Below are 20,304 nucleotides of genomic sequence, written 5' to 3'. Positions count from 1 at the left end.
TTGCAACCCTCCGAGTCTACAGCGAAATGCTCTCAGTGCCGAATCGAGGGATCAACCGCGCGCCGTCAGCGTGAGCAGTGTGGCCTCGGGGCGGCACGCGAAGCGCACGGGCGCATAGATCGAGTGACCGCAGCCGGCGCTGACGTTGAGGGGCACCGTGCGCCCGCCCTGCGTCCACGTGCTCAGGCCCTTGGCCTGCTTGAGGGGGATGTCGCAGTTCGCGACGAGAGCGCCGAAGCCGGGGAGGCATACCTGGCCGCCGTGCGTGTGCCCGCCGAAGATCGCATCCGCGCCGAGCTCGATGTAGCGGTTCATCACGCGCTGGTAGGGCGCATGCGTCACTCCGAGTACCGAGCTGCCCGGTTCCCGCGGTCCGAGCGCGTCGATCGCCGCGGGCAGATCCTCGAGGCGGTCCCACTGTCGGTGCGCATCGCTCACCCCGAAGAAGTCGAGCGTGTCGCCGGCGACCGTGAGTCGAGCGGCCGTGTTGTTCAGGTCTGCCCAGCCGAGCTCGTCCGTGAAGAACGCGTCCATCGCATCCGTGTCGAGGAACGTGGGCTCGTGGTGCCGCTGCGAGGGGCCGGCGAAGTAGCGGATCGGGTTGCGCGGCGACGGGCCGTTGACGTCGTTCGAGCCATGCACGAATACGCCGGGGATGCCGGCGAAGGGCTCGAACGCCCGACGGATCCCTTCGAGGCCGTCACGGTGCCCGAGGTTGTCACCGGTGTTGATGATGAGGTCGGGCTTCAGCTGCGCGAGCGAGGCGAGCCAGTCCTGCTTGCGATGCTGCCACGGCGCCATGTGCGCATCCGAGATGTGCAGCACGCGCAGCGGAGCGGAGCCGGGCGCGAGAGCGGATGCCGTCGCCTCCCGCACCGTGAACAGATAGCGTTCGATGCCGATGCCCCAGACGGCGGCCGCAGCACCAGCGGCCCCCACCGCGCCGAGCGCGATGAGGGCCGGGTGTGCCGTGCGTCGTGAGGTCACTGGCAGGTGACCGAGATCGCCGTGGACTTGTTCGTCACCGTGTTCGCGGGTGGGTTCGTGCTCGCCACGACCGCGCTCGGCGGGTTGCACGAGTTGTCGAAGGAGATCGACGAGAACCCTGCGCCGAACAGCGCGTTCTGGGCGGCGGCCTTCGGCTGCCCGGTGATGTCCGGCACTGTCGTTCCCTGACCGTTGCTCGGCGAGATCGTGACCGTCGCACCGCTCGGGGCCTGGCCCGAGGGGTCCTGCGCGACGATGACGTCACCGGCGGGGCCGTCGGCGGGTGCACCGACCACGACCTGGAAGCCGGCGTTCTCGAGCGTGGCAGTCGCCGTCGCGGTGTCCATCCCGATCACGGAGGGGACATCGGTCAGCACCTGCTTGCTCAGGTTCGCATCGGGCTGCGGGAACCCATCGCCGCCGTAGATGTCATTCGCCGTTCGCTGCATCGTTCGCGCGAGCTGGTATCGCATCTCGTTCAGCGCGGTGCCGCCCCAGCTCTGACGAAGGATGCTGGCCTGCCCCTCCGAGCGTCCGACCCAGATCGCCGTGGTGACCTTGGTGCTCGACTCGATCATCATGGTTCCCCATGACTCGTGGGTACCGGTCTTTCCGATGAGCGGCGTTCCGTCGCGCGTGTTCGCCTTGTTACCGGTTCCGCCGGAGTTCATGACACCCTGCAGCGCGAATGCTGCGGTCGCGGCGACCTCAGGCGAGATGACCTGAGAGCACTTGGACTCCGGGATCGGCAGCTCGTTGCCGTCGGCGTCGACCACGCGGTCGATCGCCTTGGGGGTGCAGTAGACGCCGCCGTTCGCGACGGTGGCGTAGGCGCCGGCCATCGCGAGCGGGGAGATGTACTTCGAACCGAGGATGTCGTACGGCGCCGGGCTGCCGTCGGTGGTCTTGCCGCCGTTGGCGAGCGTGACGCCCATGCGGTCGGCGACGGCGTTGATCTTGCAGAGGTCGAGCTTCTCGGCCATCGCGAGGTATCCGCTGTTGAGGGAGTCGGCGGTGAACTTCATGACGGTGCCGGTCGAGCCGCCGGCATTGTTGAAGTTCTGGATCTTGGTCGTATTGCGGATGATGTCATCGCCGCACTTGAACTTCGAGAAGACGCGGTTGCTGCCGTTCAGGGTCTCCCGCACCGAGTGGCCCTCTTCGAGCCAGTCGATCAGGGTGAAGAGCTTGTACGTCGAGCCGACCGAGAAGCCGTTGGAGCCACCGTGCGCCTTGTCGGTGCCGAACACCAGTGCCGTGTACGCCTGGTCGCCCTGGATCGTCTCGCTGAAGTTCGTGTTCTGCGTGATCGCCAGCACTCGACCCGTGCTGGTCTCGAGCGAGATGCCGGCCGCACCGAAGAACTGGTTGTCGTAGTTCGCCGGAACCGTGTTCGCCATGACCTCGGCGCCCGAGCTCTGGATGTCGATGTTCATCGTCGAGTAGATCTTCAGGCCGCCCTGGCGAAGAAGATCGCGGCGCTCCTGCTCCGTCTCGCCGAAGGCCGGGTCGTCGAGGACGACGGACTTCACGTACTCGCAGAAGTAGGCGCTGCGGGCCACGTTGCCTGCAGACACGCATCCCTGCGTGGGCTGCGTGATCGCGGGAGTGATAGGCGAGGCATCCGCCTCGTCGAACTGGGCCTGCGTGATCTTGCCGAGTGCCAGCATGCGGTCGAGCACATAGTGGCGGCGATCCAGCGTCTGGGCATAGCCGTCCGCCTCGCTGTTGTGCCCGACGCCGTCCGCGTCCGTCCAGGTGCCGGCTGGCCGGTCGATCCGATACTGGTTCGGGTTCTGCACCATTCCGGCGATCGTGGCGGCCTGCGCGACCGTGAGGTTCGCAGCCGTGGTGGAGAAGTAGTAGTTCGCCGCCGACTCGATGCCGTAGACCGTGCCGCCGAAGTTGGCGATGTTGAGGTACCCGAGCAGGATGTCGTTCTTCGAGTATTCTTTCTCGATCTGCAGGGCGTAGCGCATCTCCTGCAGCTTGCGTTCGATGCCCTTGGCGCCTACCGCGTTGGTCGCGTCGGCCCAGCACTGCTGCAGGTCGTCGGCGTAGGTGCCCGACGCGGGGTCGGCTTCCTGCTCGCACTCCTGGATCAGCACGTTCTTGACGTACTGCTGCGTGATGGTCGACGCGCCTCGGTCGTCGGTGCCGCGCAGGTTGTCGACGAGGGCCTTGGCCGTCGCGCCGACGTTGATGCCGCCGTGGCTGAAGTAGTCCTTGTCCTCGCTCGAGAGGACCGCGTCGAAGACGACGGGGTTGATCTGCTCGTACGTCACAGGCACGCGGTTCTGCTCGTAGAACGATGCCAGCTCGACCGGTGTCCCGTCGGAGGCTGTCGCGTAGATCGTCGACTGCTCCATCGGCCGGTTCACCTGGAGGTTCGCGGGAAGGTCTTCGAAGATCGTGAGGGCCTGGGATCCGGCGATACCCGTCATGGCGAGAACAGGGGTGACGCTGGCCGCGACGAGGAGGCCGGCTACGGCGCTGAGCCCGACGAGTCCGAGGACTCCGCCGAGCGCACCTTTCACCGTGCGATTCTTTTGAGGCATACGCTTGATCGTAGGGGAGTTCCCTGAATACCGCCTTTGACGCATCCGCGCGCGCGTATGCGGCCAGACAGGAGTGCCATGACCACGTGGGAGTACCTGACCACCCCGCTGCTGATCCACAACACCGCCGCGATCCTCAACAACTGGGGCAAGCAGGGCTGGGAGCTCGTGCAGGTCATCCAGGGACCTGAGGGCGGGCTCGTCGCCTACTTCAAGCGTCCGGTGACCGCGGATGCCGCAGGCAACGCCGGTCTCGCCGCGGCTGCCGAGGCATCCCGCCAGTTCGAAGGGGGCGCGGCATGAGCGTCTCCGAGCGCCTGAGCGAACTCGGCATCGAGCTGCCCGCGGTCGCCGCCCCCGTCGCGGCTTACGTCCCCGCCGTGGTGCACGCCGGTCTCGTCTACACCTCCGGTCAGCTGCCCTTCTCCGGTGGTGCGCTGCCCGCCACCGGCAAGGTCGGAGCGGAAGTCACCGCCGAAGACGCGAACACCTACGCCCGCACCTGCGCCCTCAACGCCCTCGCGGCGGCCGCGGATGCCGCAGGCGGTGTCGACCGGATCGCCGGAGTGCTCCGCGTCGGCGGCTTCGTGGCATCCACTCCCGACTTCACGGGACAGCCCGGTGTCATCAACGGCGCGAGCCTCGTGCTCGGCGAGATCTTCGGAGATGCCGGTCGACACGTGCGCGCCGCAGTCGGCGTGCCCGTGCTGCCGCTCGACAGCCCGGTCGAGGTGGACGTCGTCTTCATCCTCGCCTGAGTCCGCACGCTCAGAACGCCCCCTCCCGAATCCGAATCGGGAGGGGGCGTTCTGCGTTCGCGCTACTTGACCTGGGCCGAGATGATGCTCATCACGGCGGTGTCGGCCAGTGTCGTGGTGTCGCCGACCTCGCGGCCCTCTGCGACATCGCGCAGGAGGCGTCGCATGATCTTGCCCGAGCGGGTCTTCGGCAGCTCGCCGACGATGTAGACGTCTCGCGGTCGTGCGATCGCACCGATCTGCTCGCCGACCCACAGGCGCAGCTGCTGTGCGAGGCCAGCGGGGTCGTGAGCCGAGAGGTAGCTCTCCTTGATGATCACGAACGCGACGACGGCCTGACCGGTGGTCTCATCCGCGGCGCCGACGACCGCGGCCTCGGCGGTGGCCTCGTGGGCGACCAGCGACGACTCGATCTCGGCCGTCGACAGGCGGTGACCCGAGACATTCATGACGTCGTCGACGCGACCCAGCAGCCACAGGTCGCCGTCTGCGTCCAGCCGCGCGCCGTCGCCCGCGAAATAGTAGCCCTGCTTCTCGAACTTCTCCCAGTACGTCTCCTTGAAGCGCTCTGGGTCTCCCCAGATGCCGCGGAGCATGCTCGGCCACGGCTCGGTGACGACCAGCAGGCCGCCGTTGCCGTTGCCCACCTCGGATCCTGACTCGTCGACCACATCGATCGAGATTCCGGGAAGCGGCACCTGCGCCGAACCGGGCTTGGTCGCCGTGACGCCGGGAAGCGCCGAGACCATGATCGCGCCCGTCTCGGTCTGCCACCACGTGTCGACGATCGGGGTCTTGCCGGCGCCGATCACATCGCGGTACCAGATCCACGCCTCGGGGTTGATGGGCTCGCCCACCGAGCCGAGCAGGCGCAGCGACGACAGGTCGAACTTCGCGGGGACGCTGCGACCGATCTTCATGAACGAGCGGATCGCGGTCGGTGCGGTGTAGAAGATCGAGACCTTGTACTTCTCGATGATCTCCCACCAGCGGCCGGGGTGCGGAGCATCCGGTGTGCCTTCGTAGATGACCTGGGTGGCACCGTTGGCGAGGGGGCCGTAGGTGACGTAGCTGTGGCCGGTGATCCAGCCGATGTCGGCCGTGCACCAGTAGACGTCGGTCTCGGGGTGCAGGTCGAACACGTACTTGTGCGAGTAGGCCGCCTGGGTGAGATAGCCGCCGGACGTGTGCAGGATGCCCTTCGGCTTTCCGGTGGTGCCGGAGGTGTAGAGGATGAACAGCGGGTTCTCGGCGGGAAAGGCCTCGGCCGTGTGCTCGGGGGATGCCGCGGGGACGACCTCGTGCCACCACAGGTCGCGGCCCTCTTCCCACTCGACCTCGTTCTCGCCGCGCTTGACGACGAGCACGTGCTCGACCGTCTGCTGCTCGCCGTCGCCCCGGTCGGCGAGTGCCTGGTCGACCGCGGGCTTGAGAGCGGACACGCGGCCCTTGCGGTATCCGCCGTCGGCGGTGATCACGAGCTTCGCCCCGGCGTCGTCGATGCGCGAGCGCAGGCTGTCGGCACTGAATCCGCCGAACACGACGGAGTGGATGGCCCCGACGCGGGCGACCGCGAGCATCGACGCGACTGCTTCGGGGATCATCGGCAGGTAGATCGCGACGCGGTCGCCGTGGCCGACTCCGAGCCCCTCGAGCACGTTGGCGACGCGCTTGACCTCCTCGGTGAGCTCGGCGTAGGTGATCGACCGGGAGTCGCCCGGCTCGCCCTCCCAGTGCAGTGCGACGCGGTCGCCGTTGCCCGCCTCGACGTGCCGGTCGAGGCAGTTGTAGGCGACGTTGAGCTCGCCGTCGCCGAACCACTTCGCGAACGGGGGAGTCGACCAGTCGAGCACCTGCGTGAACGGCTTGTGCCACTCCAGGAGCTCGCGGGACTGCTCGGCCCAGAACGCTTCGCGGTCGGTCGCCGCACTCTCGTACAGCGCCGGTGAAGAGACCGACTGGGCGACGAACTCCTCGGACGGCGGGAACTGGCGGGTCTCATCGAGAAGATGATCGATCTGACTGCTCATCGGCAGACGCTCCTTTGCGGCATGGCAGGTCGTGCGGGCATGACCGTACGGGGGCACGATCAGGTCACGGCGAATCTAGTCCCGGCCACCGACGTCGCATACTGCCGAAAGTAGGTAGCGCGACGGGTTTTGTCAGGACGGTCGCCTTGCGTACACTCGACGTCAGCCGAATTCTCATTCTGGCCTTGGCGTGCCCGATTCCCCCATGAGGGGACGCCGTGGGCGGCATCTCATTCCCCCCGTGAGATGCCGCCCTTCTCTGTGTGGGAGCGTTCTCACGAATCACCCGTTCCTGCGCCGCCCCGAACCGCATCCCCTCTGCACGGATGCCGTCGGTCCGCGGTTCCCCACAGGGCGCGACGAAATGGCTCGCGGCGGCAGATGCAGGCACGGGGGCCCGCCTACTTTCGGGGCATGGCAGATCCTTTCGTCCTCCAGCCCCGCGGCGTCATGCCGTGGGGTGCAGATCTCCGATCAGGGGCGCACACACCGCTGACCGTCGACCCGGTGTTCGGACCGCTCGCCGAGCACTGCGCAGACGAGTCGGTCACCGACATCTTCGTCAACGGAGCCTCTGGGCTCTTCGTCGATCGCGGTCACGGCGCCGAACCCGTCTCGGGGTGGAGCGCTTCCGAACGCGAGGCGCGCGACCTCGCCGTCGCTCTCGTCGGCCTCGGTGGCAGACATCTCGACGATCAGGCGCCATGCGTCGACGTGAGGCTGGAGTCCGGCATCCGGGTTCATGCGGTGCTCGCCCCGATCTCGACGACGGGCACGGCGCTCTCGATCCGCGTGCCCCGTGTGCGCGCGGCCGACCTCGAGGCGCTGGCCGCCCTCGGCTCCTTCGACGCTCGGCAGCACAGCTGGCTTCGGGGGCTCGTGGCCGAGCGCGCGAACATCCTCATCACCGGAGGCACGGGCACGGGAAAGACGACGCTGCTGTCCGCCCTGCTCTCGGCGGTGCCGACCGCTGAGCGCATCGTCACGATCGAAGACGTGGCAGAGCTGCGCCCTCGGCACCCTCACCACGTGGCCCTCGAGGCCAGGCAGCCGAACCTCGAGGGTGCTGGCGGCATCACTCTGGCCCGGCTCGTGCGGGAGTCGCTGCGCATGAGACCCGACAGGCTCGTCGTCGGCGAATGCCGCGGTGAGGAGGTCAGAGAGCTCCTCACCGCACTGAACACCGGACATGACGGCGGCGCCGGCACCCTGCACGCCAGTGGGCTGAGCGATGTGCCGGCGCGCTTGGAGGCCCTCGGTGCCCTCGCCTCGATGGATGCCACGGCGCTCGCGCGCCAGGCGGTGAGCGCGTTCACGGTGGTCCTGCACCTCGAACGGGCGCCGGGCGGGCAGCGACGCATCGCGCAGGCAGGAGAGTTCACGCTGATCGGTGATCGCCTCGGTATCGATGAGGTGCGACCGTGGTGAGTCGTCGGCGACGAGGCTCTCCCGATTCCGGCGCCGACACGGCCACGTCGGTGCAGACATTGGCGGTGCTGCTGCAGGCTGGCGCGGTGCCGGTGGTCGCGTGGCGCCACCTCGTCTCGATCGGCGACGTTCATGCGGAGTCGATCGTCGCTCGGATCGACGCGGGTGCGCCGTTGATCGCCGCGATCGAAGCCGAAGGCGGGGCGTGGCAGGATCTCGCCGCGGCGTGGGAGGTGGCGACGACCGTGGGGGCTCCGCTCGCCGAGGTGCTGAGAATGATCGCCGAGACGCTTCGTGATGCGGCGTCCGCCGCCGATGACGTGCGCATCGCGCTGGCCGAGCCGGCCGGCACCGCCCGGCTTCTCCTCTGGATGCCGCTCGCAGGGCTCCTCCTCGGCTTCGCGCTCGGATTCGACACGGTCGGAGTGATCGTCGGCACTCCCGCCGGTGCGGGCTGCGTCGTCGCCGGCCTGCTGCTCGTCCTCGCGGCGCGAATGTGGACGGCGCGGCTGCTCAGGCGCGCCCGCCCGGAACCGGGCACTCCCGGAATGAGGGCAGAGCTTATGGCGGTCGCACTGTCGGGCGGTGCCTCCATCCCACGCGCGCTGCGCCTGGTCGAAGAGAGCCCCGCATCGCGGATCGGAGATGACGCCCGCATCCGTTCAGTGCTCGATCTGTCGCGCTCAGCCGGTGTGCCCGCCGGCGAACTCCTGCGTGCATCCGCGGGGCAGGAACGCCACGCGTCCCGCGTCGACGGCCGCATGCGCGCGGCGAAGCTCTCGACGAAGCTCCTCATCCCGCTCGGGGTCTGCACACTGCCGGCCTTTCTCCTCCTCGGGGTCGCCCCGATGCTGCTGAGCGTCCTCGTGTCGACACCGCTGCCGCTCTGACGGCCGCACATCGCCGGATGCGCCGAGCATCCGCTCACAGAAAGAAGGAACCCATGAACACCATCCCCGAACTCACCCGCTGCCGCGCAGCGACCCTCTTCGGCGACGACAGCGGCGCAGCCACGGCGGAGTATGCGATCACGACCATGGCCGCCGTGGCCTTCGCGGGCCTCCTCGTCGTCATCATGAGGTCCGACGAGGTGCGCGGCATCCTCACCGACCTCGTCCGCCGGGCGCTCACGGTGTCGTGATGGGGGCCGTCCGCTGCGGTGAACGCGGCTCCGTCGCGGCCGAACTCGCGCTTGCGCTGCCCGCTGTCATGCTTGCGCTGCTCCTCGGCGCGGGTGCTCTGGGGGCGGCCTCTCGTCAGGTCGCCCTCCAGGATGCGACCGCGGATGCCGCGCGGCTTCTCGGCCGGGGTGAAGACGAGGGAGCCGCGGCGCGGGCCGTGACAAGCGCGGTCCCGGGAGCGGGGATGTTGACGAGTTCGTCCGGCGATCTCGTATGCGTGTCCGCGCAGACGGACTTCGAAGTCGGCGGGCTCATCCGGATCGGGCTTCAGTCATCCAGCTGCGCGCTCGCCGGAGGACTGTGATGAGCGGGGCTGTAGAAGGGGAGCGCTGATGGCGGGGTCAGCCCTCGCCGCCGGTCTCCTGTCGGTCGCCGCGGCGCTCTCGTTGGGGCTCGCCGCCGTAGGGGGAGCGGCAGTCACGGCGCAGCGCGCAGCCGGAGCGGCCGATGCCGCGGCGCTCGCCGCGGCGGACGCCGCCAGCGGTGCGATTGCGACGGGCGAGGAGCCGTGCGCACTCGCCGCCCGTGTCGCCGCCGCCTCCGGCGCCATGCTCACGGACTGCGCCGTCGACGGCTTCGTGGCGACCGTGCAGGTGAACGCGGCGTACGCTGGACTCGCTGCCGTCTCCCGAGCCCGTGCTGGGCCACCCGAGGGATCCTGACGGCGGCACGAAGCACTTTCCGGCGAAAATGCAGGCGACCACTGTGACCAACCCATCACGGCGGTGTGTATGGTGTGCTTCGAAGAAAGGACGCTCCCTTGGCTGAAGGCAAGAAGCTCGTCATCGTCGAGTCTCCGACGAAGATGCGGTCGATTCAGGGGTACCTCGGCGATGGCTACGAGGTGCTCAGCTCTGTCGGCCACATCCGCGACCTCGCAGACAAGAAGGACATCCCCGCCGCCGACAAGCAGGCCTACGGGAAGTACTCGATCGACGTCGACAACGACTTCGACCCCTATTACGTGGTCTCCGATCGCAAGACGAAGACCGTGGCCGAGCTCAAGCGCGCCCTCAAGACCGCCGACGAGCTCCTGCTCGCAACTGATGAGGACCGCGAGGGCGAGGCCATCGCGTGGCACCTGCTCGAGACCCTCAAGCCCAAGGTGCCTGTCAAGCGCATGGTCTTCCACGAGATCACCAAGGACGCGATCCAGGCCGCCATCGGCAACACCCGCGAACTCGACATCGACCTCGTCGACGCGCAGGAGACCCGTCGCATCCTCGACCGGCTCTACGGCTGGGACGTCTCACCCGTGCTCTGGTACAAGGTCAAGACCGGGCTCTCGGCGGGACGCGTGCAGTCCGCCGCCACCCGCATGATCGTCGAGCGCGAACGCGAGCGCATGGCGTTCGTCTCCGCCGAATACTGGGACGTCGAGGCGCTCGCCTCGTCGTCTTCCGGATTCAAGGTGCGCCTGGTTCGGGTCGACGGCGGCCAGCTCGCACGTGGCACGGACTTCGACGACGACGGAAAGCTCAAGAAGGCCGTCGTCATCCTCGACGAGAAGAAGGCCGCAGCGCTCGCCCACGCAGTCGATGCGGCAGGCACCGGCGCGGTGACCAAGGTCGAGGCGAAGCCCGGAACCCGCAGCCCGTACGCGCCGTTCACGACCTCCACGATGCAGCAGGAGGCGGGGCGCAAGCTCTCGATGAGCGCCAAGCAGGCGATGAGCGTGGCCCAGCGTCTGTACGAAAAGGGTTACATCACCTATATGCGTACCGACTCCGTGGCGCTGAGCACGCAGGCCGTGCAGGCGGCCCGCAGCCAGGCCGTCGCGCTCTACGGCGACACGGCGGTGCCCCTCAAGCCTCGCGTCTACAAGTCGAAGAGCAAGAACGCGCAGGAGGCGCACGAGGCGATCCGCCCGTCGGGGGAGACCTTCCGCACGCCGAAGTCCGTGTCGTCCGAGCTTGACCGCGAGGAGTTCCGCCTCTACGACCTCATCTGGAAGCGCACCGTCGCCAGCCAGATGGCCGATGCCAAGTACGAGACCACGACGGTCACCATCGCCGTCGACGCCGCAGGGCAGAAGGCCGAGTTCACGGCCTCCGGAACCGTCTACACCTTCAAGGGCTTCCTTGACGCGTACGAAGAGGGGCGCGACGAGAAGCGCAACGACAAGGATGCCGACGAGAATCAGTCGCTCCCGATCGTCGCCGTCGGCGACGAACTGCGCATGTCGGAGTCCGAGGCCAAGGGCCACCGCACGACCCCGAAGCCGCGCTACACCGAGGCTTCGCTCGTGAAGGCGCTCGAAGAGCACGGCATCGGGCGTCCGTCGACGTTCGCCAGCATCATCGGCACCGTCATCGACCGCGGCTATGCCACCAAGCGAGGCCAGGCCCTCGTACCGACCTGGCTCGCTTTCAGTGTCGTCCGTCTGCTCGAAGAGCACTTCGCCGACCTGATCGACTACGACTTCACCGCCGCGCTCGAAGACGATCTCGATGCGATCGCCCGTGGCGAGCAGAAGCGCGTCGAGTGGCTGCGTTCCTTCTATTACGGGTCCGACTCGCATGTCGGCCTGCGTCAGACCGTCGACAACCTCGGCGAGATCGACGCGCGCGCACTCAACTCCACGCCGATCACCGAGACGGCGACGCTGCGGTTCGGCAAGTACGGCCCCTACCTCGAGGTCGCGAACCCCGAGGCCCCGGACGAGAAGCCGCGCATCGTCAATGTTCCGGAAGATCTCGCACCAGACGAGCTCACGGCGGCCAAGGCGCAGGAGCTCATCGATGCTCCCGTCGCCGGCGACCGCGTGCTCGGCACGAATCCCGACAACGGCAAGATCGTCGTCGTCAAGGACGGCCGGTTCGGACCCTACGTGCAGGAGAACGACCCGGTGTCCGAAGACGCCGCCGTCGACGAGGCGACCGGCGAGGTCGTCGAGGCGCCCAAGCCGAAGCGCGGAGCGAAGAAGGCCGCTGCACCCAAGCAGCGCACCGCCTCGCTGTTCCGTTCGATGTCGGTAGACACGATCGAGCTCGACACCGCACTGCAGCTGCTCAGCCTGCCTCGCGTCGTCGGAGCCGATCCCGAGACTGGCGACGAGATCACCGCGCAGAACGGTCGCTTCGGTCCGTACCTCAAGAAGGGCGCAGACTCCCGGTCGCTCGAGAGCGAATCGGAGATCTTCGATGTCACCCTCGAGAAGGCGCTCGAGATCTACGCCCAGCCGAAGTACGGGGCGGGCTCGCGTCGTGCGTCGAGCGCTCTCGCCGAGTTCGAGGCCGATCCGGTCAGCGGCAAGCCGATCCGCATCCGGGACGGCCGCTTCGGCGCGTACGTCACCGATGGCGAGACCAACGTGACGATCCCGCGGGGCCAGAAGGTCGAGGACATCACGTTCGAGGTCGCCGTGCAGATGCTCGCGGACAAGCGGGCGAAGGGTCCTGCCCCCAAGCGAGGCGCGGCGAAGAAGGCGCCTGCGAAGAAGCCCGCCGCCAAGAAGCCGGCTGCGAAGAAGCCCGCCGCCAAGAAGCCTGCAGCGAAGAAGCCTGCGACGGATGCCGAGAAGGCCGCCGCGCGCTCCGCAGCAGCCAAGAAGGCGGCGGCCACCCGTGCCGCGAACGCCGCGAAGAAGGCCGGTTCGTGACGTCGCATCCCGGCGTCTGGATCACGCTCGAAGGCGGGGACGGCTCAGGCAAGACCACGCAGGCCGAACTCCTCGGCGAATGGCTGAGAGACGCGGGCCGAGCCGTGGTGCGCACGCGCGAGCCCGGCGGGTCGGAGGTCGGCCAGCTGATCCGCGACATCGTGCTGCACCACCGGGGTGACATCGCTCCCCGTGCGGAGGCTCTGCTCTATGCCGCAGACCGCGCGCATCACGTGGCGACGGTCGTCCGACCGGCGTTGGAGCGCGGCGAGGTCGTTCTGCAGGACCGCTACCTCGACTCGTCCGTGGCTTATCAGGGCGCGGGTCGTGTGCTCGACGGCGACGAGGTCCGCAACCTCTCGCTGTGGGCCGCAGAGGGCGCTCTGCCCGACCTCACCGTGCTGCTCGACCTCGATCCCGAGTCCGCTCGCGTGCGCCTCGACTCGGCCGACAAACCCTTCGACAGGCTCGAGGCCGAGAAGACCGAGTTCCACGCGCGTGTCCGCGAGTCCTTCCTCGCCCTGGCGGCAGACGAGCCAGAGCGATTCCTGGTCGTCGACGCCGCCGCGACCCCCGAGGCGATCGCCGCTCAGATCCGCGAGCGCGTCGCCGCCCTCGTCGCCTGAACCGCTCAGGCGTCTCTCGTTCCCCCGGGAGTGCCGCGCACGTCGGTGCTCCCGATTAGGCTGAGTCCATGCCCCAGACTGTCGCCGCCGCCTTCCCGTGGGCCGATGTGTGGGGGCAGGACGCAGCCGTCGAGACGCTCCGTAACGCGGCATCCGATCCGACCGCTCTGTCGCATGCGTGGCTGATCACCGGGCCTCCCGGCTCGGGACGCTCCACTCTCGCCCACGCGTTCGCCGCCGCTCTGGTCGCCGATCACCCCGACGATGAGGCTGCGATGCGTCAGGTGCTCGCGGGAACGCACCCCGACGTGACGGCGCTGCGCACCGACAAGGTCATCATCACGATCGCCGAGGCCCGCGCTCTCGTCGAGCGTTCGTATTTCGCACCGTCTGCCGGCCGCTACCGAGTGATCGTGGTCGAAGATGCCGATCGCATGGTCGAGCGCACCTCCAACGTCCTCCTGAAGGCACTCGAAGAGCCGCCAGAGCAGACCGTCTGGATCCTCTGCGCGCCCAGCGAGGCCGATCTGCTGCCGACGATCCGCTCGCGCGTGCGCTCGCTGCGACTGCGCGAGCCCGACGTCGCAGACGTGGCGCGGCTGATCACGCTCCGCACCGGCGTCGACGAGGCCGTGGCCGAACAGGCCGCTCGTCACGCGCAACGTCACATCGGCATGGCTCAGCGTCTGGCCACCGACGACGCGGCCCGCAGACGTCGTGACGAGACCCTGCGATCGGTGCTGGGAGTCCGCGGCGTCAGCGACGCGGTCGAGGTCGCCGGGCGCATCATCCAGGCAGCCAACGACGATGCCAAGGCCCTCACAGCCGAACGCGATGCGGCCGAGCGCGCGAGCCTGTTGCGCACGGTCGGCATCGCCGAGGGCCAGGCCGTGCCGCCTGCTCTGCGTTCCCAGATCTCTGCGCTCGAAGACGATCAGAAGAAGCGCGCGACCCGTAGCCTGCGCGACGGGATCGACAGGGTGCTGACCGACCTGCAGTCGCTCTTCCGCGACGTCGTCATGCTGCAGTTCGGCCGCGACGGCGAACTCATCAACCGCGAGCTTCGCGAAGAACTGGCGGCCCTGGCTGCCGCCTGGCCCGAGACCCGTACGCTTGTCGTACTCGACCACCTTGCCGACACCCGCCAGTCGCTGGAGCGCAACGTCGCACCGCTGCTCGCGCTCGAGAGCTTGCTCGTGACTGTCACGAGCGGGAGGACACCGTGAACACTCGACCGACTTCCCGCATCCGACGCGCCGTGGCGGTGATCGCCGGCCTCGCCGCCGCATCCGTGGCACTCTCCGGCTGCCTGTACGCGATTATCCCCGAGGGGGCCGAGCCGAAGCCGTCAGTCACCAACGCGCCGGACACCGAAGGCGTCGCAGAGGATCTGCTGCCCTTCTACGGGCAGACGCTCAGCTGGACCGAGTGCGGCACGGGCTTCGACTGCACCGACGTGACCGCGCCGCTCGACTGGGAGAACCCGGGCGAGGGCGAGATCACGCTGTCGGTGGTGCGCCATCAGGCAGAGGGAACCGCTCAGGGGTCGCTGCTGACCAACCCGGGAGGCCCCGGTGCCAGTGGCGTCGAGCTGGTCCGCGACAGCCTGGACTTCGCCGTCGGCGCCGATCTGATCGAGAATTACGACGTGATCGGGTTCGACCCGCGCGGCGTCGGACAGTCGAGCGCCGTCACCTGCTTCGATGCGGCGGGCATGGACGACTACCTGTACACGATCCCGACAGCCCCCCGGGGGAGCGCCGAGTGGGAGACCGAGCTGCTTCAGGCGCACAAGGAGTTCGCCGACGCGTGCGAGGCGAACAGCGGCGGCATCCTGCCGTACATCACCACCATCAACGCGGCGCGAGACATGGATCTGATCCGTGCGGTGCTCGGTGACAAGCAGCTGAACTACCTCGGCTACTCGTACGGCACCTTCCTCGGCGCGACGTACGCCAATCTCTATCCCGAGAAGGCGGGGCGCCTCGTGCTCGACGGTGCGATCGACCCGGCGGTCTCGGGTCTCGACGTCGGAGCGACCCAGGCGATCGGCTTCGAGTCCGCCCTCCGCGCGTACATGCAGGACTGCCTCGATTCGGGTGAGTGCCCGTTCAACGGCTCGGTCGATGAGGCGATGGCCGACCTCGGCGCACTGCTCGCGAGCGTCGACGCATCGCCGCTCGAGAACGGCGACGGACGCATGCTGGGCGCCGATGCGCTGATGACCGGCATCATCGCGGCGCTGTACTCGGCCGACAGCTGGCCCTACCTGACGCAGGCCTTCGACGAAGCGCTTCAGGGCGACCCGACGACGGCCTTCTTCCTCGCGGACTTCTACAACGGCCGCGAGAACGGCAGTTACCTCGACAACTCGAGCGAAGCGTTTCGCGCCTACAACTGCATGGACTATCCGGTCGAGGACGACCCGGCGGCCGAAGCCGACAGCACCGCGAAGATCGCTGCGGGCGCGCCGACCATCGCGCCCTACTGGAACGGCCCCGACTCGTGCTCGGTGTGGCCGTACCCGCCCACCGGCACCCGCGGTGAGATCACCGCAGAGGGTGCAGGGCCCATCCTCGTCGTCGGCACCACCAACGACCCCGCGACGCCGTACGAGTGGTCCGAGTCCCTCGCTGACCAGCTCGAAGAGGGCGTGCTGATCACCCGCGTCGGCGAAGGACACACCGGGTACAACAAGGGCAACACGTGCGTCGACAGCGCTGTGGAGGCCTTCCTCCTCGACGATGTCGTGCCCGAGGACGGTCTTCGCTGCGAGTGAGTCGGGCTCGATTCGCGGTGCGGCCCAGGAACGGGTAATATCGATGATCGCGCCGCTTTAGCTCAGTCGGCAGAGCATTTCACTCGTAATGAAAAGGTCGTCAGTTCGATTCTGACAAGCGGCTCCAGCAGGCCCTGTGATGTGAACAACATCACAGGGCCTTTTGGTTTCCTGCGTGAGGCGCGTGCTCGTTCCATCGCGGTGGCGCCACTCGACGGGTCAGCAGCCCGCGCGCGCCCCTCCCGGCGTACCCTCGAAGACATGAGCAGAGCGCTTCTGATCGTCGATGTGCAGAACGACTTCACCGAGGGCGGTGCGCTGGCCGTCGCGGGCGGCGATGCCGTCGCATCCGCCGTGTCCGCCTTCCTCGCGGCGCATGCCGGCGACTACGACGTGATCGTCGCGTCGAGGGACTGGCACGATGCCTCGGGTGACAACGGGGGGCACTTCGCCGACGACCCTGACTTCGTGGACACCTGGCCCGCGCACTGCGTCGCGGGCACTGCGGGTGCGGAGTACGACCCGCTGCTGGTGACGGATGCCGTCACACATCACGTGCAGAAGGGCCAGGGTGTGCCGGCGTATTCGATGTTCGAGGGTGCGACCGAGACGGGCGACACCGTCGGTGCGATTCTGACGGGCGCGGGCGTGCTCACCGCGGATGTCGTCGGGGTCGCCACCGACCACTGTGTCCGCGCGTCTGCGCTCGACGCGATCGCACATGGCGTACAGGTGCGGATCCTCACCGATCTGATCGCCGGTGTCGCCCCCGAGCCGAGCGCGGCGGCGCTCGCCGAGCTCGCCCATGCAGGCGCCGCGCTGGTCGAGAGCGGCGCTGCGTGACGCGCAGCGTGCTCCTGCTACGGGCGGTCAACGTCTCCGGGCGCAATCGTGTGCCGATGGCCGAGCTGCGCGAGGCGCTCGTCCCGGTGCTGGGGGAGGTGTCGACCTACATCGCGAGCGGGAACATCCTGTGCGAGCATCCGGACGATCCGGCATCCGCGTGTCAAGAGGTCCGCGCCCTCATCGCCCGGGAGTTCGGCGTCGACACTCCGGTGATCCTGCGGACGCACGAGGCACTCGTGCGGGCTCTGCAGGCGCACCCCTTCAGCGGCGCGACCGAGAAGATGCTGCACGCGATGTTCCTCGAGGGTCCGGCAGCACTCGGGGCCGTCGAAGCGCTGCAGCAGCGTCTCGTGGCGGGGGAGCGGATCGCGCTCGTCGGCGACGACCTGTGGATCGACTATGCCGAGGGCGGCGTGCACAGCACGAAGCTCACGAAAGTCGTCCTCGATCGTGCTCTCGGTGTCGCCGGCACCGCGCGCAACCTCCGCACGGTCAGAAAGATCGCCGAGCTGACCGCATGAGCGCTCAACCGCCGGTCGAGCTGGTTCTGCCCTTCACCGGGCGGTGGATCGTGCAGAACAGCCCGGCGTCGCGGGTGCCCAGTCACGGCACGGAGCTGTTCGGCAGCTCGCACGCGATCGACTTCGTGCCGGTCGACGCGAACGGCCGCAGTGCGCCCCGCAGCCTCGGGAGCGTCTTCGGGACCGAGCCTCCTGACGCGTTCGTCGGCTTCGGACGTGCGATCCTCGCGCCGCTGTCCGGCGAGGTGGTGCGTGTGCACGACGGAGAGGTCGACCACGTGGCGCGGCGCTCGATGGGGGCGCAACTGGGATACGCACTCACCCAGCGATCGCGCATTCGTGGGGGTGCACCGGCGATCGCCGGGAATCACATCGTCATCTGCTCCGACGGAGCCGTGGTGCTGCTCGCGCACCTGCGGGCAGGGAGCGTGCGGCCCCGGCCCGGTGATCGGGTGGATGCGGGGGACGCGATCGGAGAATGCGGCAACTCCGGCAACAGTACAGAGCCGCATCTGCATGTGCAGGTGTCCGACTCGATCGAGCGGAACGGGCGAGGCGTTGCGCTGGCCTTCCTGCGGGCAGGGGCGCCGGCCTGGGTGCCGCGGAACGGCGAGATCGTCGTGGTCTGAGCGGACGTTCAGCCCGAGGTCTCTCGGCTGAGCGCAGCCGGCGGCACCTGCGGGTGAGTCTGCAGATCCACCCTGTGCATCCCGCATCCGCCGCACCGCACGTACAGGACGATGCCCTCGCTGGTCGGATGCCGCGAGTCGACGAGCCAGGAGTGCTCGTGCTCATGCTCGTGCGCGAGGGTGGTCTGACGGGGGATCGGGAGGGTGTGCAGTGAGGTCATGCATCCAGCGTGATGTAATGGCCTTATGCATCTCAACCCTTACGGAGAGTATGCGGTGCTGCTGGCCGCATCGCTCGCCGACGACTTTCCCGCCGATCGCGCCGGAATCGAGGAGAGAACGCTCGAGATGGGCATGACGATGACGTTCCCGCCTGCGCCCGACGACCATGAGCGCATCCGCGACGTCGTCGACGACTGGCTGCGGATCGTCGACGAGCGGGATCCCGCGGCCAGAGCCGAAGTGCTCAATGCGCAGATGGCGAAGGCCGCGGCCTATCCACGCCTCACGAATCACGACGGTGAGGGATGGCACCTGCACTACCGAGACGACGTGCAGTCACTGCCGTATGTGCTTCGCGCGATCTTCGCGGTCGGCACGTCATTGCACCTCGTCACGCGAGGCATGGATCGCCTCGGACGCTGCGAGGCCTCGCCGTGCACGAATGTCGTCGTGGACGTGACGCGGAACGGCAGGCAGCGCTTCTGCTCGGTGCGCTGTGCGAACAGAGCGGCGGTCCGGCGTCACAGGGCGCGCGCAGGCGCCTGACACCGGACCGCCGGATGCGCTCCGATCAGGTCACGCGGTCTGCTCGGCGTGACGGCCTTCGGCGACCTCTTCGATCAGCTTGGCGTTGAACGCGGGCAGGTCGTCGGGGGTGCGGCTCGAGACAAGGCCCTCGTCGACCACGACCTCTTCGTCGACCCAGGTCGCTCCGGCGTTGCGGAGATCGGTCGCGAGACTCGGGTAGCTCGTGAGCGTGCGTCCGTCGACGACGCCGGCCTCGATCAGGATCCAGGCGCCGTGACAGATCACGGCGACGGGCTTGTGCTGCTCGAAGAACGAGCGGGCGAGTTCGATCGATGGCTTGTCGAGCCGCAGGTGATCGGCGTTCACCACGCCGCCCGGAAGCACGAGCGCGTCGAACTCATCGGCTGTCGCGGCGTCCGAGGTGAGATCGACGTGCTGGACATGACCGTTCTTGCCGGTGATCTGCAGTCCTTCTGGGGCGATCAGCGTGGCGCTCGCGCCTTCGCCCTGCACCGCTTCCCACGGACTGGTCAGCTCGCTGTCCTCGAATCCGTCCGTGGCAAGGAATGCCACTCGATTGTCGGTGAGAGTCGCCATGATGCGTCCTTTCGTGGAGGTGGAGGTCCCGGTGGGGATGACTCGACACTCTCGCACGCGGCGGCCGCCGTGAAGGGGGTGGCCGGATGGACGCGGCGGTGATAACGGTGGGCCCCGTGGGGCTCGAACCCACGACCCGCGGATTAAAAGTCCGATGCTCTGCCAACTGAGCTAGAGGCCCGCCCCTCCAGTCTAGGGCGCAAAGAAGGAGCCGCTGACGACGTATCGCCAGCGGCTCCTTCTCCATCTCACCGTCCTCCCCCTGAGTGGCGAGATGGTGTGTGCCGAGTCCTGCCTCGGCGTCCCATGGCTTACTCAGCCGGGGGCATCAGCACCGAGTCGATCAGGTACACGGTCGCGTTGGCGGTCTTGACGCCACCGCAGATGACGTTCGCGTCGTTGACCATCAGCGAGTCGCCGCTGCCGGTGACCTCGAGGTCAGCACCCTGAACGGTGGCATGCGTGCCATCGATGTCAGAGGGAGCGATCTGGCCGGGGACCACGTGGTACGTCAGGATCGAGCTCAGCGTGGCGCTGTCGGTCTTGAGAGCCTCGATGGTGGCGGGGTCGATCTTCGCGAAGGCGTCGTCGACCGGTGCGAAGACGGTGAACTCGTCGCCGTTCAGCGTGTCGACGAGGTCGACGTCAGGGTTGAGCTGGCCGCTGACTGCCGCGACCAGGGTGGTGAGCAGCGGGTTGTTGGATGCTGCGGTGGCGACCGGGTCAAGAGACATGCCCTCGACCGAACCTGCGCCATCCGGCACTGCCTCTGCGTATGCGGCGCAACCGGGGCCGACCAGGTCCGCGGCGGGATCCATCGTCTCGGGAGCGGTCGTCTCGGACGACTCCGGTGCCATCGACTCCGACGGCTCGTCGGTGGTTCCGCCCATGGAACATGCGGAGAGCAGGAATGCGCTCGCAAGGCCGAGGGTGATGGCTGCGGTGACCTTCTTCTTGGTGCTGAACATCTCGAGCTCCTTCAGAACTTTGCCACGGCCTCTCCGTGGCGTTGA

General features: G+C 68.1%; 21 protein-coding genes and 2 tRNA genes. 16 read left to right on the top strand and 7 right to left on the bottom strand.

Features of this window, described 5'->3' with window-relative positions; genetic code table 11:
- Window positions 1–51: 51 nt before the first annotated feature.
- The gene (locus ASF80_RS15180; RefSeq protein ID WP_056312677.1) at window positions 52–987 is read right to left on the bottom strand and encodes a metallophosphoesterase; all 936 of its coding nucleotides are present in this window, start codon (window positions 985–987) and stop codon (window positions 52–54) included.
- Window positions 984–3,545: a penicillin-binding protein gene (locus ASF80_RS15175; protein ID WP_056312676.1), complete on the bottom strand. Its 2,562-nt coding sequence runs from the start codon at window positions 3,543–3,545 to the stop codon at window positions 984–986. The genes ASF80_RS15180 and ASF80_RS15175 overlap by 4 nt, the downstream gene beginning before the upstream one ends.
- A 78-nt stretch (window positions 3,546–3,623) precedes the next feature.
- Here ASF80_RS15175 and ASF80_RS15170 point away from each other — a divergent pair, with 78 nt between their 5' ends.
- Together ASF80_RS15170 and ASF80_RS15165 are read left to right on the top strand one after the other, a co-directional pair.
- Window positions 3,624–3,848 carry a hypothetical protein gene (locus tag ASF80_RS15170; RefSeq protein WP_056312674.1) on the top strand — a complete coding sequence of 75 codons (225 nt, stop codon included), beginning with the start codon at window positions 3,624–3,626 and terminating at the stop codon, window positions 3,846–3,848.
- The gene (locus ASF80_RS15165; RefSeq protein WP_056312672.1) at window positions 3,845–4,303 is read left to right on the top strand and encodes a RidA family protein; all 459 of its coding nucleotides are present in this window, start codon (window positions 3,845–3,847) and stop codon (window positions 4,301–4,303) included. Before ASF80_RS15170 ends, ASF80_RS15165 begins: the two co-directional genes overlap by 4 nt.
- Before the next feature lie 62 nt (window positions 4,304–4,365).
- Here ASF80_RS15165 and acs read toward each other — a convergent pair whose 3' ends face one another.
- Window positions 4,366–6,333, bottom strand: a complete 1,968-nt coding sequence (gene acs, locus ASF80_RS15160) for an acetate--CoA ligase (RefSeq protein ID WP_056312670.1) — start codon at window positions 6,331–6,333, stop codon at window positions 4,366–4,368.
- A 414-nt stretch (window positions 6,334–6,747) separates the two neighbouring features.
- On the opposite strand from acs, the gene ASF80_RS15155 reads away from it, so the two are divergent.
- From ASF80_RS15155 to ASF80_RS15095, 13 genes are all read left to right on the top strand, one after another.
- Window positions 6,748–7,761 carry a TadA family conjugal transfer-associated ATPase gene (locus ASF80_RS15155; RefSeq protein WP_056312668.1) on the top strand — a complete coding sequence of 338 codons (1,014 nt, stop codon included), beginning with the start codon at window positions 6,748–6,750 and terminating at the stop codon, window positions 7,759–7,761.
- 65 nt (window positions 7,762–7,826) lie between these two features.
- Window positions 7,827–8,651: a type II secretion system F family protein gene (locus ASF80_RS15150; protein ID WP_321163982.1), complete on the top strand. Its 825-nt coding sequence runs from the start codon at window positions 7,827–7,829 to the stop codon at window positions 8,649–8,651.
- Between the two features lie 53 nt (window positions 8,652–8,704).
- Window positions 8,705–8,902 (top strand): DUF4244 domain-containing protein, encoded by a 198-nt coding sequence (locus ASF80_RS15145; protein WP_056312665.1) that lies wholly within the window; start codon window positions 8,705–8,707, stop codon window positions 8,900–8,902.
- Entirely contained in the window at window positions 8,902–9,246 is a 345-nt protein-coding gene (locus ASF80_RS15140) for a TadE family type IV pilus minor pilin (protein ID WP_056312663.1), read from the top strand. Before ASF80_RS15145 ends, ASF80_RS15140 begins: the two co-directional genes overlap by 1 nt.
- A gap of 28 nt (window positions 9,247–9,274) precedes the next feature.
- Window positions 9,275–9,604 carry a hypothetical protein gene (locus ASF80_RS15135; protein ID WP_056312661.1) on the top strand — a complete coding sequence of 110 codons (330 nt, stop codon included), beginning with the start codon at window positions 9,275–9,277 and terminating at the stop codon, window positions 9,602–9,604.
- 98 nt (window positions 9,605–9,702) lie between these two features.
- Window positions 9,703–12,543, top strand: coding sequence for a type I DNA topoisomerase (gene topA / locus ASF80_RS15130; protein ID WP_056312659.1), 2,841 nt, complete (start codon window positions 9,703–9,705; stop codon window positions 12,541–12,543).
- On the top strand, window positions 12,540–13,169 hold the full coding sequence (tmk, locus tag ASF80_RS15125) for a dTMP kinase (protein WP_056312657.1): 630 nt from the start codon (window positions 12,540–12,542) through the stop codon (window positions 13,167–13,169). Before topA ends, tmk begins: the two co-directional genes overlap by 4 nt.
- 68 nt (window positions 13,170–13,237) lie before the next feature.
- Complete coding sequence (locus ASF80_RS15120; RefSeq protein WP_056312655.1) at window positions 13,238–14,395, top strand: DNA polymerase III subunit delta'; 1,158 nt, start codon at window positions 13,238–13,240, stop codon at window positions 14,393–14,395.
- A complete protein-coding gene (locus tag ASF80_RS15115; RefSeq protein WP_056312652.1) occupies window positions 14,392–15,948 on the top strand; it encodes an alpha/beta hydrolase in 1,557 nt (518 codons plus the stop codon). Before ASF80_RS15120 ends, ASF80_RS15115 begins: the two co-directional genes overlap by 4 nt.
- 51 nt (window positions 15,949–15,999) lie before the next feature.
- Window positions 16,000–16,075, top strand: a tRNA-Thr gene (locus ASF80_RS15110).
- Between the two features lie 134 nt (window positions 16,076–16,209).
- Window positions 16,210–16,791, top strand: a complete 582-nt coding sequence (locus tag ASF80_RS15105) for an isochorismatase family protein (RefSeq protein WP_056312650.1) — start codon at window positions 16,210–16,212, stop codon at window positions 16,789–16,791.
- Window positions 16,788–17,315, top strand: a complete 528-nt coding sequence (locus tag ASF80_RS15100; RefSeq protein WP_056312648.1) for a DUF1697 domain-containing protein — start codon at window positions 16,788–16,790, stop codon at window positions 17,313–17,315. Before ASF80_RS15105 ends, ASF80_RS15100 begins: the two co-directional genes overlap by 4 nt.
- Window positions 17,312–17,944, top strand: a complete 633-nt coding sequence (locus ASF80_RS15095; RefSeq protein WP_056312646.1) for a M23 family metallopeptidase — start codon at window positions 17,312–17,314, stop codon at window positions 17,942–17,944. Before ASF80_RS15100 ends, ASF80_RS15095 begins: the two co-directional genes overlap by 4 nt.
- Window positions 17,945–17,952: 8 nt before the next feature.
- Here ASF80_RS15095 and ASF80_RS15090 read toward each other — a convergent pair whose 3' ends face one another.
- Entirely contained in the window at window positions 17,953–18,165 is a 213-nt protein-coding gene (locus tag ASF80_RS15090) for a hypothetical protein (RefSeq protein WP_056312644.1), read from the bottom strand.
- 25 nt (window positions 18,166–18,190) lie between these two features.
- Between ASF80_RS15090 and ASF80_RS15085 the strand changes: the two genes are divergently transcribed.
- Window positions 18,191–18,712 carry a CGNR zinc finger domain-containing protein gene (locus tag ASF80_RS15085; RefSeq protein ID WP_056312642.1) on the top strand — a complete coding sequence of 174 codons (522 nt, stop codon included), beginning with the start codon at window positions 18,191–18,193 and terminating at the stop codon, window positions 18,710–18,712.
- Between the two features lie 30 nt (window positions 18,713–18,742).
- On the opposite strand, the gene ASF80_RS15080 is transcribed toward ASF80_RS15085, so the two are convergent.
- From ASF80_RS15080 to ASF80_RS15070, 3 genes are all read right to left on the bottom strand, one after another.
- Entirely contained in the window at window positions 18,743–19,291 is a 549-nt protein-coding gene (locus ASF80_RS15080; protein WP_056312639.1) for a type 1 glutamine amidotransferase domain-containing protein, read from the bottom strand.
- A 108-nt stretch (window positions 19,292–19,399) separates the two neighbouring features.
- Window positions 19,400–19,472, bottom strand: a tRNA-Lys gene (locus tag ASF80_RS15075).
- 130 nt (window positions 19,473–19,602) lie between these two features.
- Complete coding sequence (locus ASF80_RS15070; RefSeq protein WP_056312637.1) at window positions 19,603–20,259, bottom strand: fasciclin domain-containing protein; 657 nt, start codon at window positions 20,257–20,259, stop codon at window positions 19,603–19,605.
- Window positions 20,260–20,304 lie beyond the last annotated feature (45 nt).

The organism is Microbacterium sp. Leaf159, assembly GCF_001423615.1.
Classification (GTDB): domain Bacteria; phylum Actinomycetota; class Actinomycetes; order Actinomycetales; family Microbacteriaceae; genus Microbacterium.
This window is presented reverse-complemented; position numbering and strand designations above follow the sequence as displayed.

Bases quoted from the DNA above. Each gene is read 5' to 3' on its own strand.
- ASF80_RS15120 (WP_056312655.1), top strand. From the start codon at position 13,238: ATGCCCCAGACTGTCGCCGCCGCCTTCCCGTGGGCCGATGTGTGGGGG.
- ASF80_RS15175 (WP_056312676.1), bottom strand. From the start codon at position 3,545: ATGCCTCAAAAGAATCGCACGGTGAAAGGTGCGCTCGGCGGAGTCCTC.
- acs (WP_056312670.1), bottom strand. From the start codon at position 6,333: ATGAGCAGTCAGATCGATCATCTTCTCGATGAGACCCGCCAGTTCCCG.
- ASF80_RS15165 (WP_056312672.1), top strand. From the start codon at position 3,845: ATGAGCGTCTCCGAGCGCCTGAGCGAACTCGGCATCGAGCTGCCCGCG.
- ASF80_RS15155 (WP_056312668.1), top strand. From the start codon at position 6,748: ATGGCAGATCCTTTCGTCCTCCAGCCCCGCGGCGTCATGCCGTGGGGT.
- ASF80_RS15095 (WP_056312646.1), top strand. From the start codon at position 17,312: ATGAGCGCTCAACCGCCGGTCGAGCTGGTTCTGCCCTTCACCGGGCGG.
- ASF80_RS15090 (WP_056312644.1), bottom strand. From the start codon at position 18,165: ATGACCTCACTGCACACCCTCCCGATCCCCCGTCAGACCACCCTCGCG.
- ASF80_RS15145 (WP_056312665.1), top strand. From the start codon at position 8,705: ATGAACACCATCCCCGAACTCACCCGCTGCCGCGCAGCGACCCTCTTC.
- ASF80_RS15135 (WP_056312661.1), top strand. From the start codon at position 9,275: ATGGCGGGGTCAGCCCTCGCCGCCGGTCTCCTGTCGGTCGCCGCGGCG.
- ASF80_RS15080 (WP_056312639.1), bottom strand. From the start codon at position 19,291: ATGGCGACTCTCACCGACAATCGAGTGGCATTCCTTGCCACGGACGGA.
- ASF80_RS15140 (WP_056312663.1), top strand. From the start codon at position 8,902: ATGGGGGCCGTCCGCTGCGGTGAACGCGGCTCCGTCGCGGCCGAACTC.
- ASF80_RS15170 (WP_056312674.1), top strand. From the start codon at position 3,624: ATGACCACGTGGGAGTACCTGACCACCCCGCTGCTGATCCACAACACC.
- ASF80_RS15105 (WP_056312650.1), top strand. From the start codon at position 16,210: ATGAGCAGAGCGCTTCTGATCGTCGATGTGCAGAACGACTTCACCGAG.
- ASF80_RS15070 (WP_056312637.1), bottom strand. From the start codon at position 20,259: ATGTTCAGCACCAAGAAGAAGGTCACCGCAGCCATCACCCTCGGCCTT.
- ASF80_RS15085 (WP_056312642.1), top strand. From the start codon at position 18,191: ATGCATCTCAACCCTTACGGAGAGTATGCGGTGCTGCTGGCCGCATCG.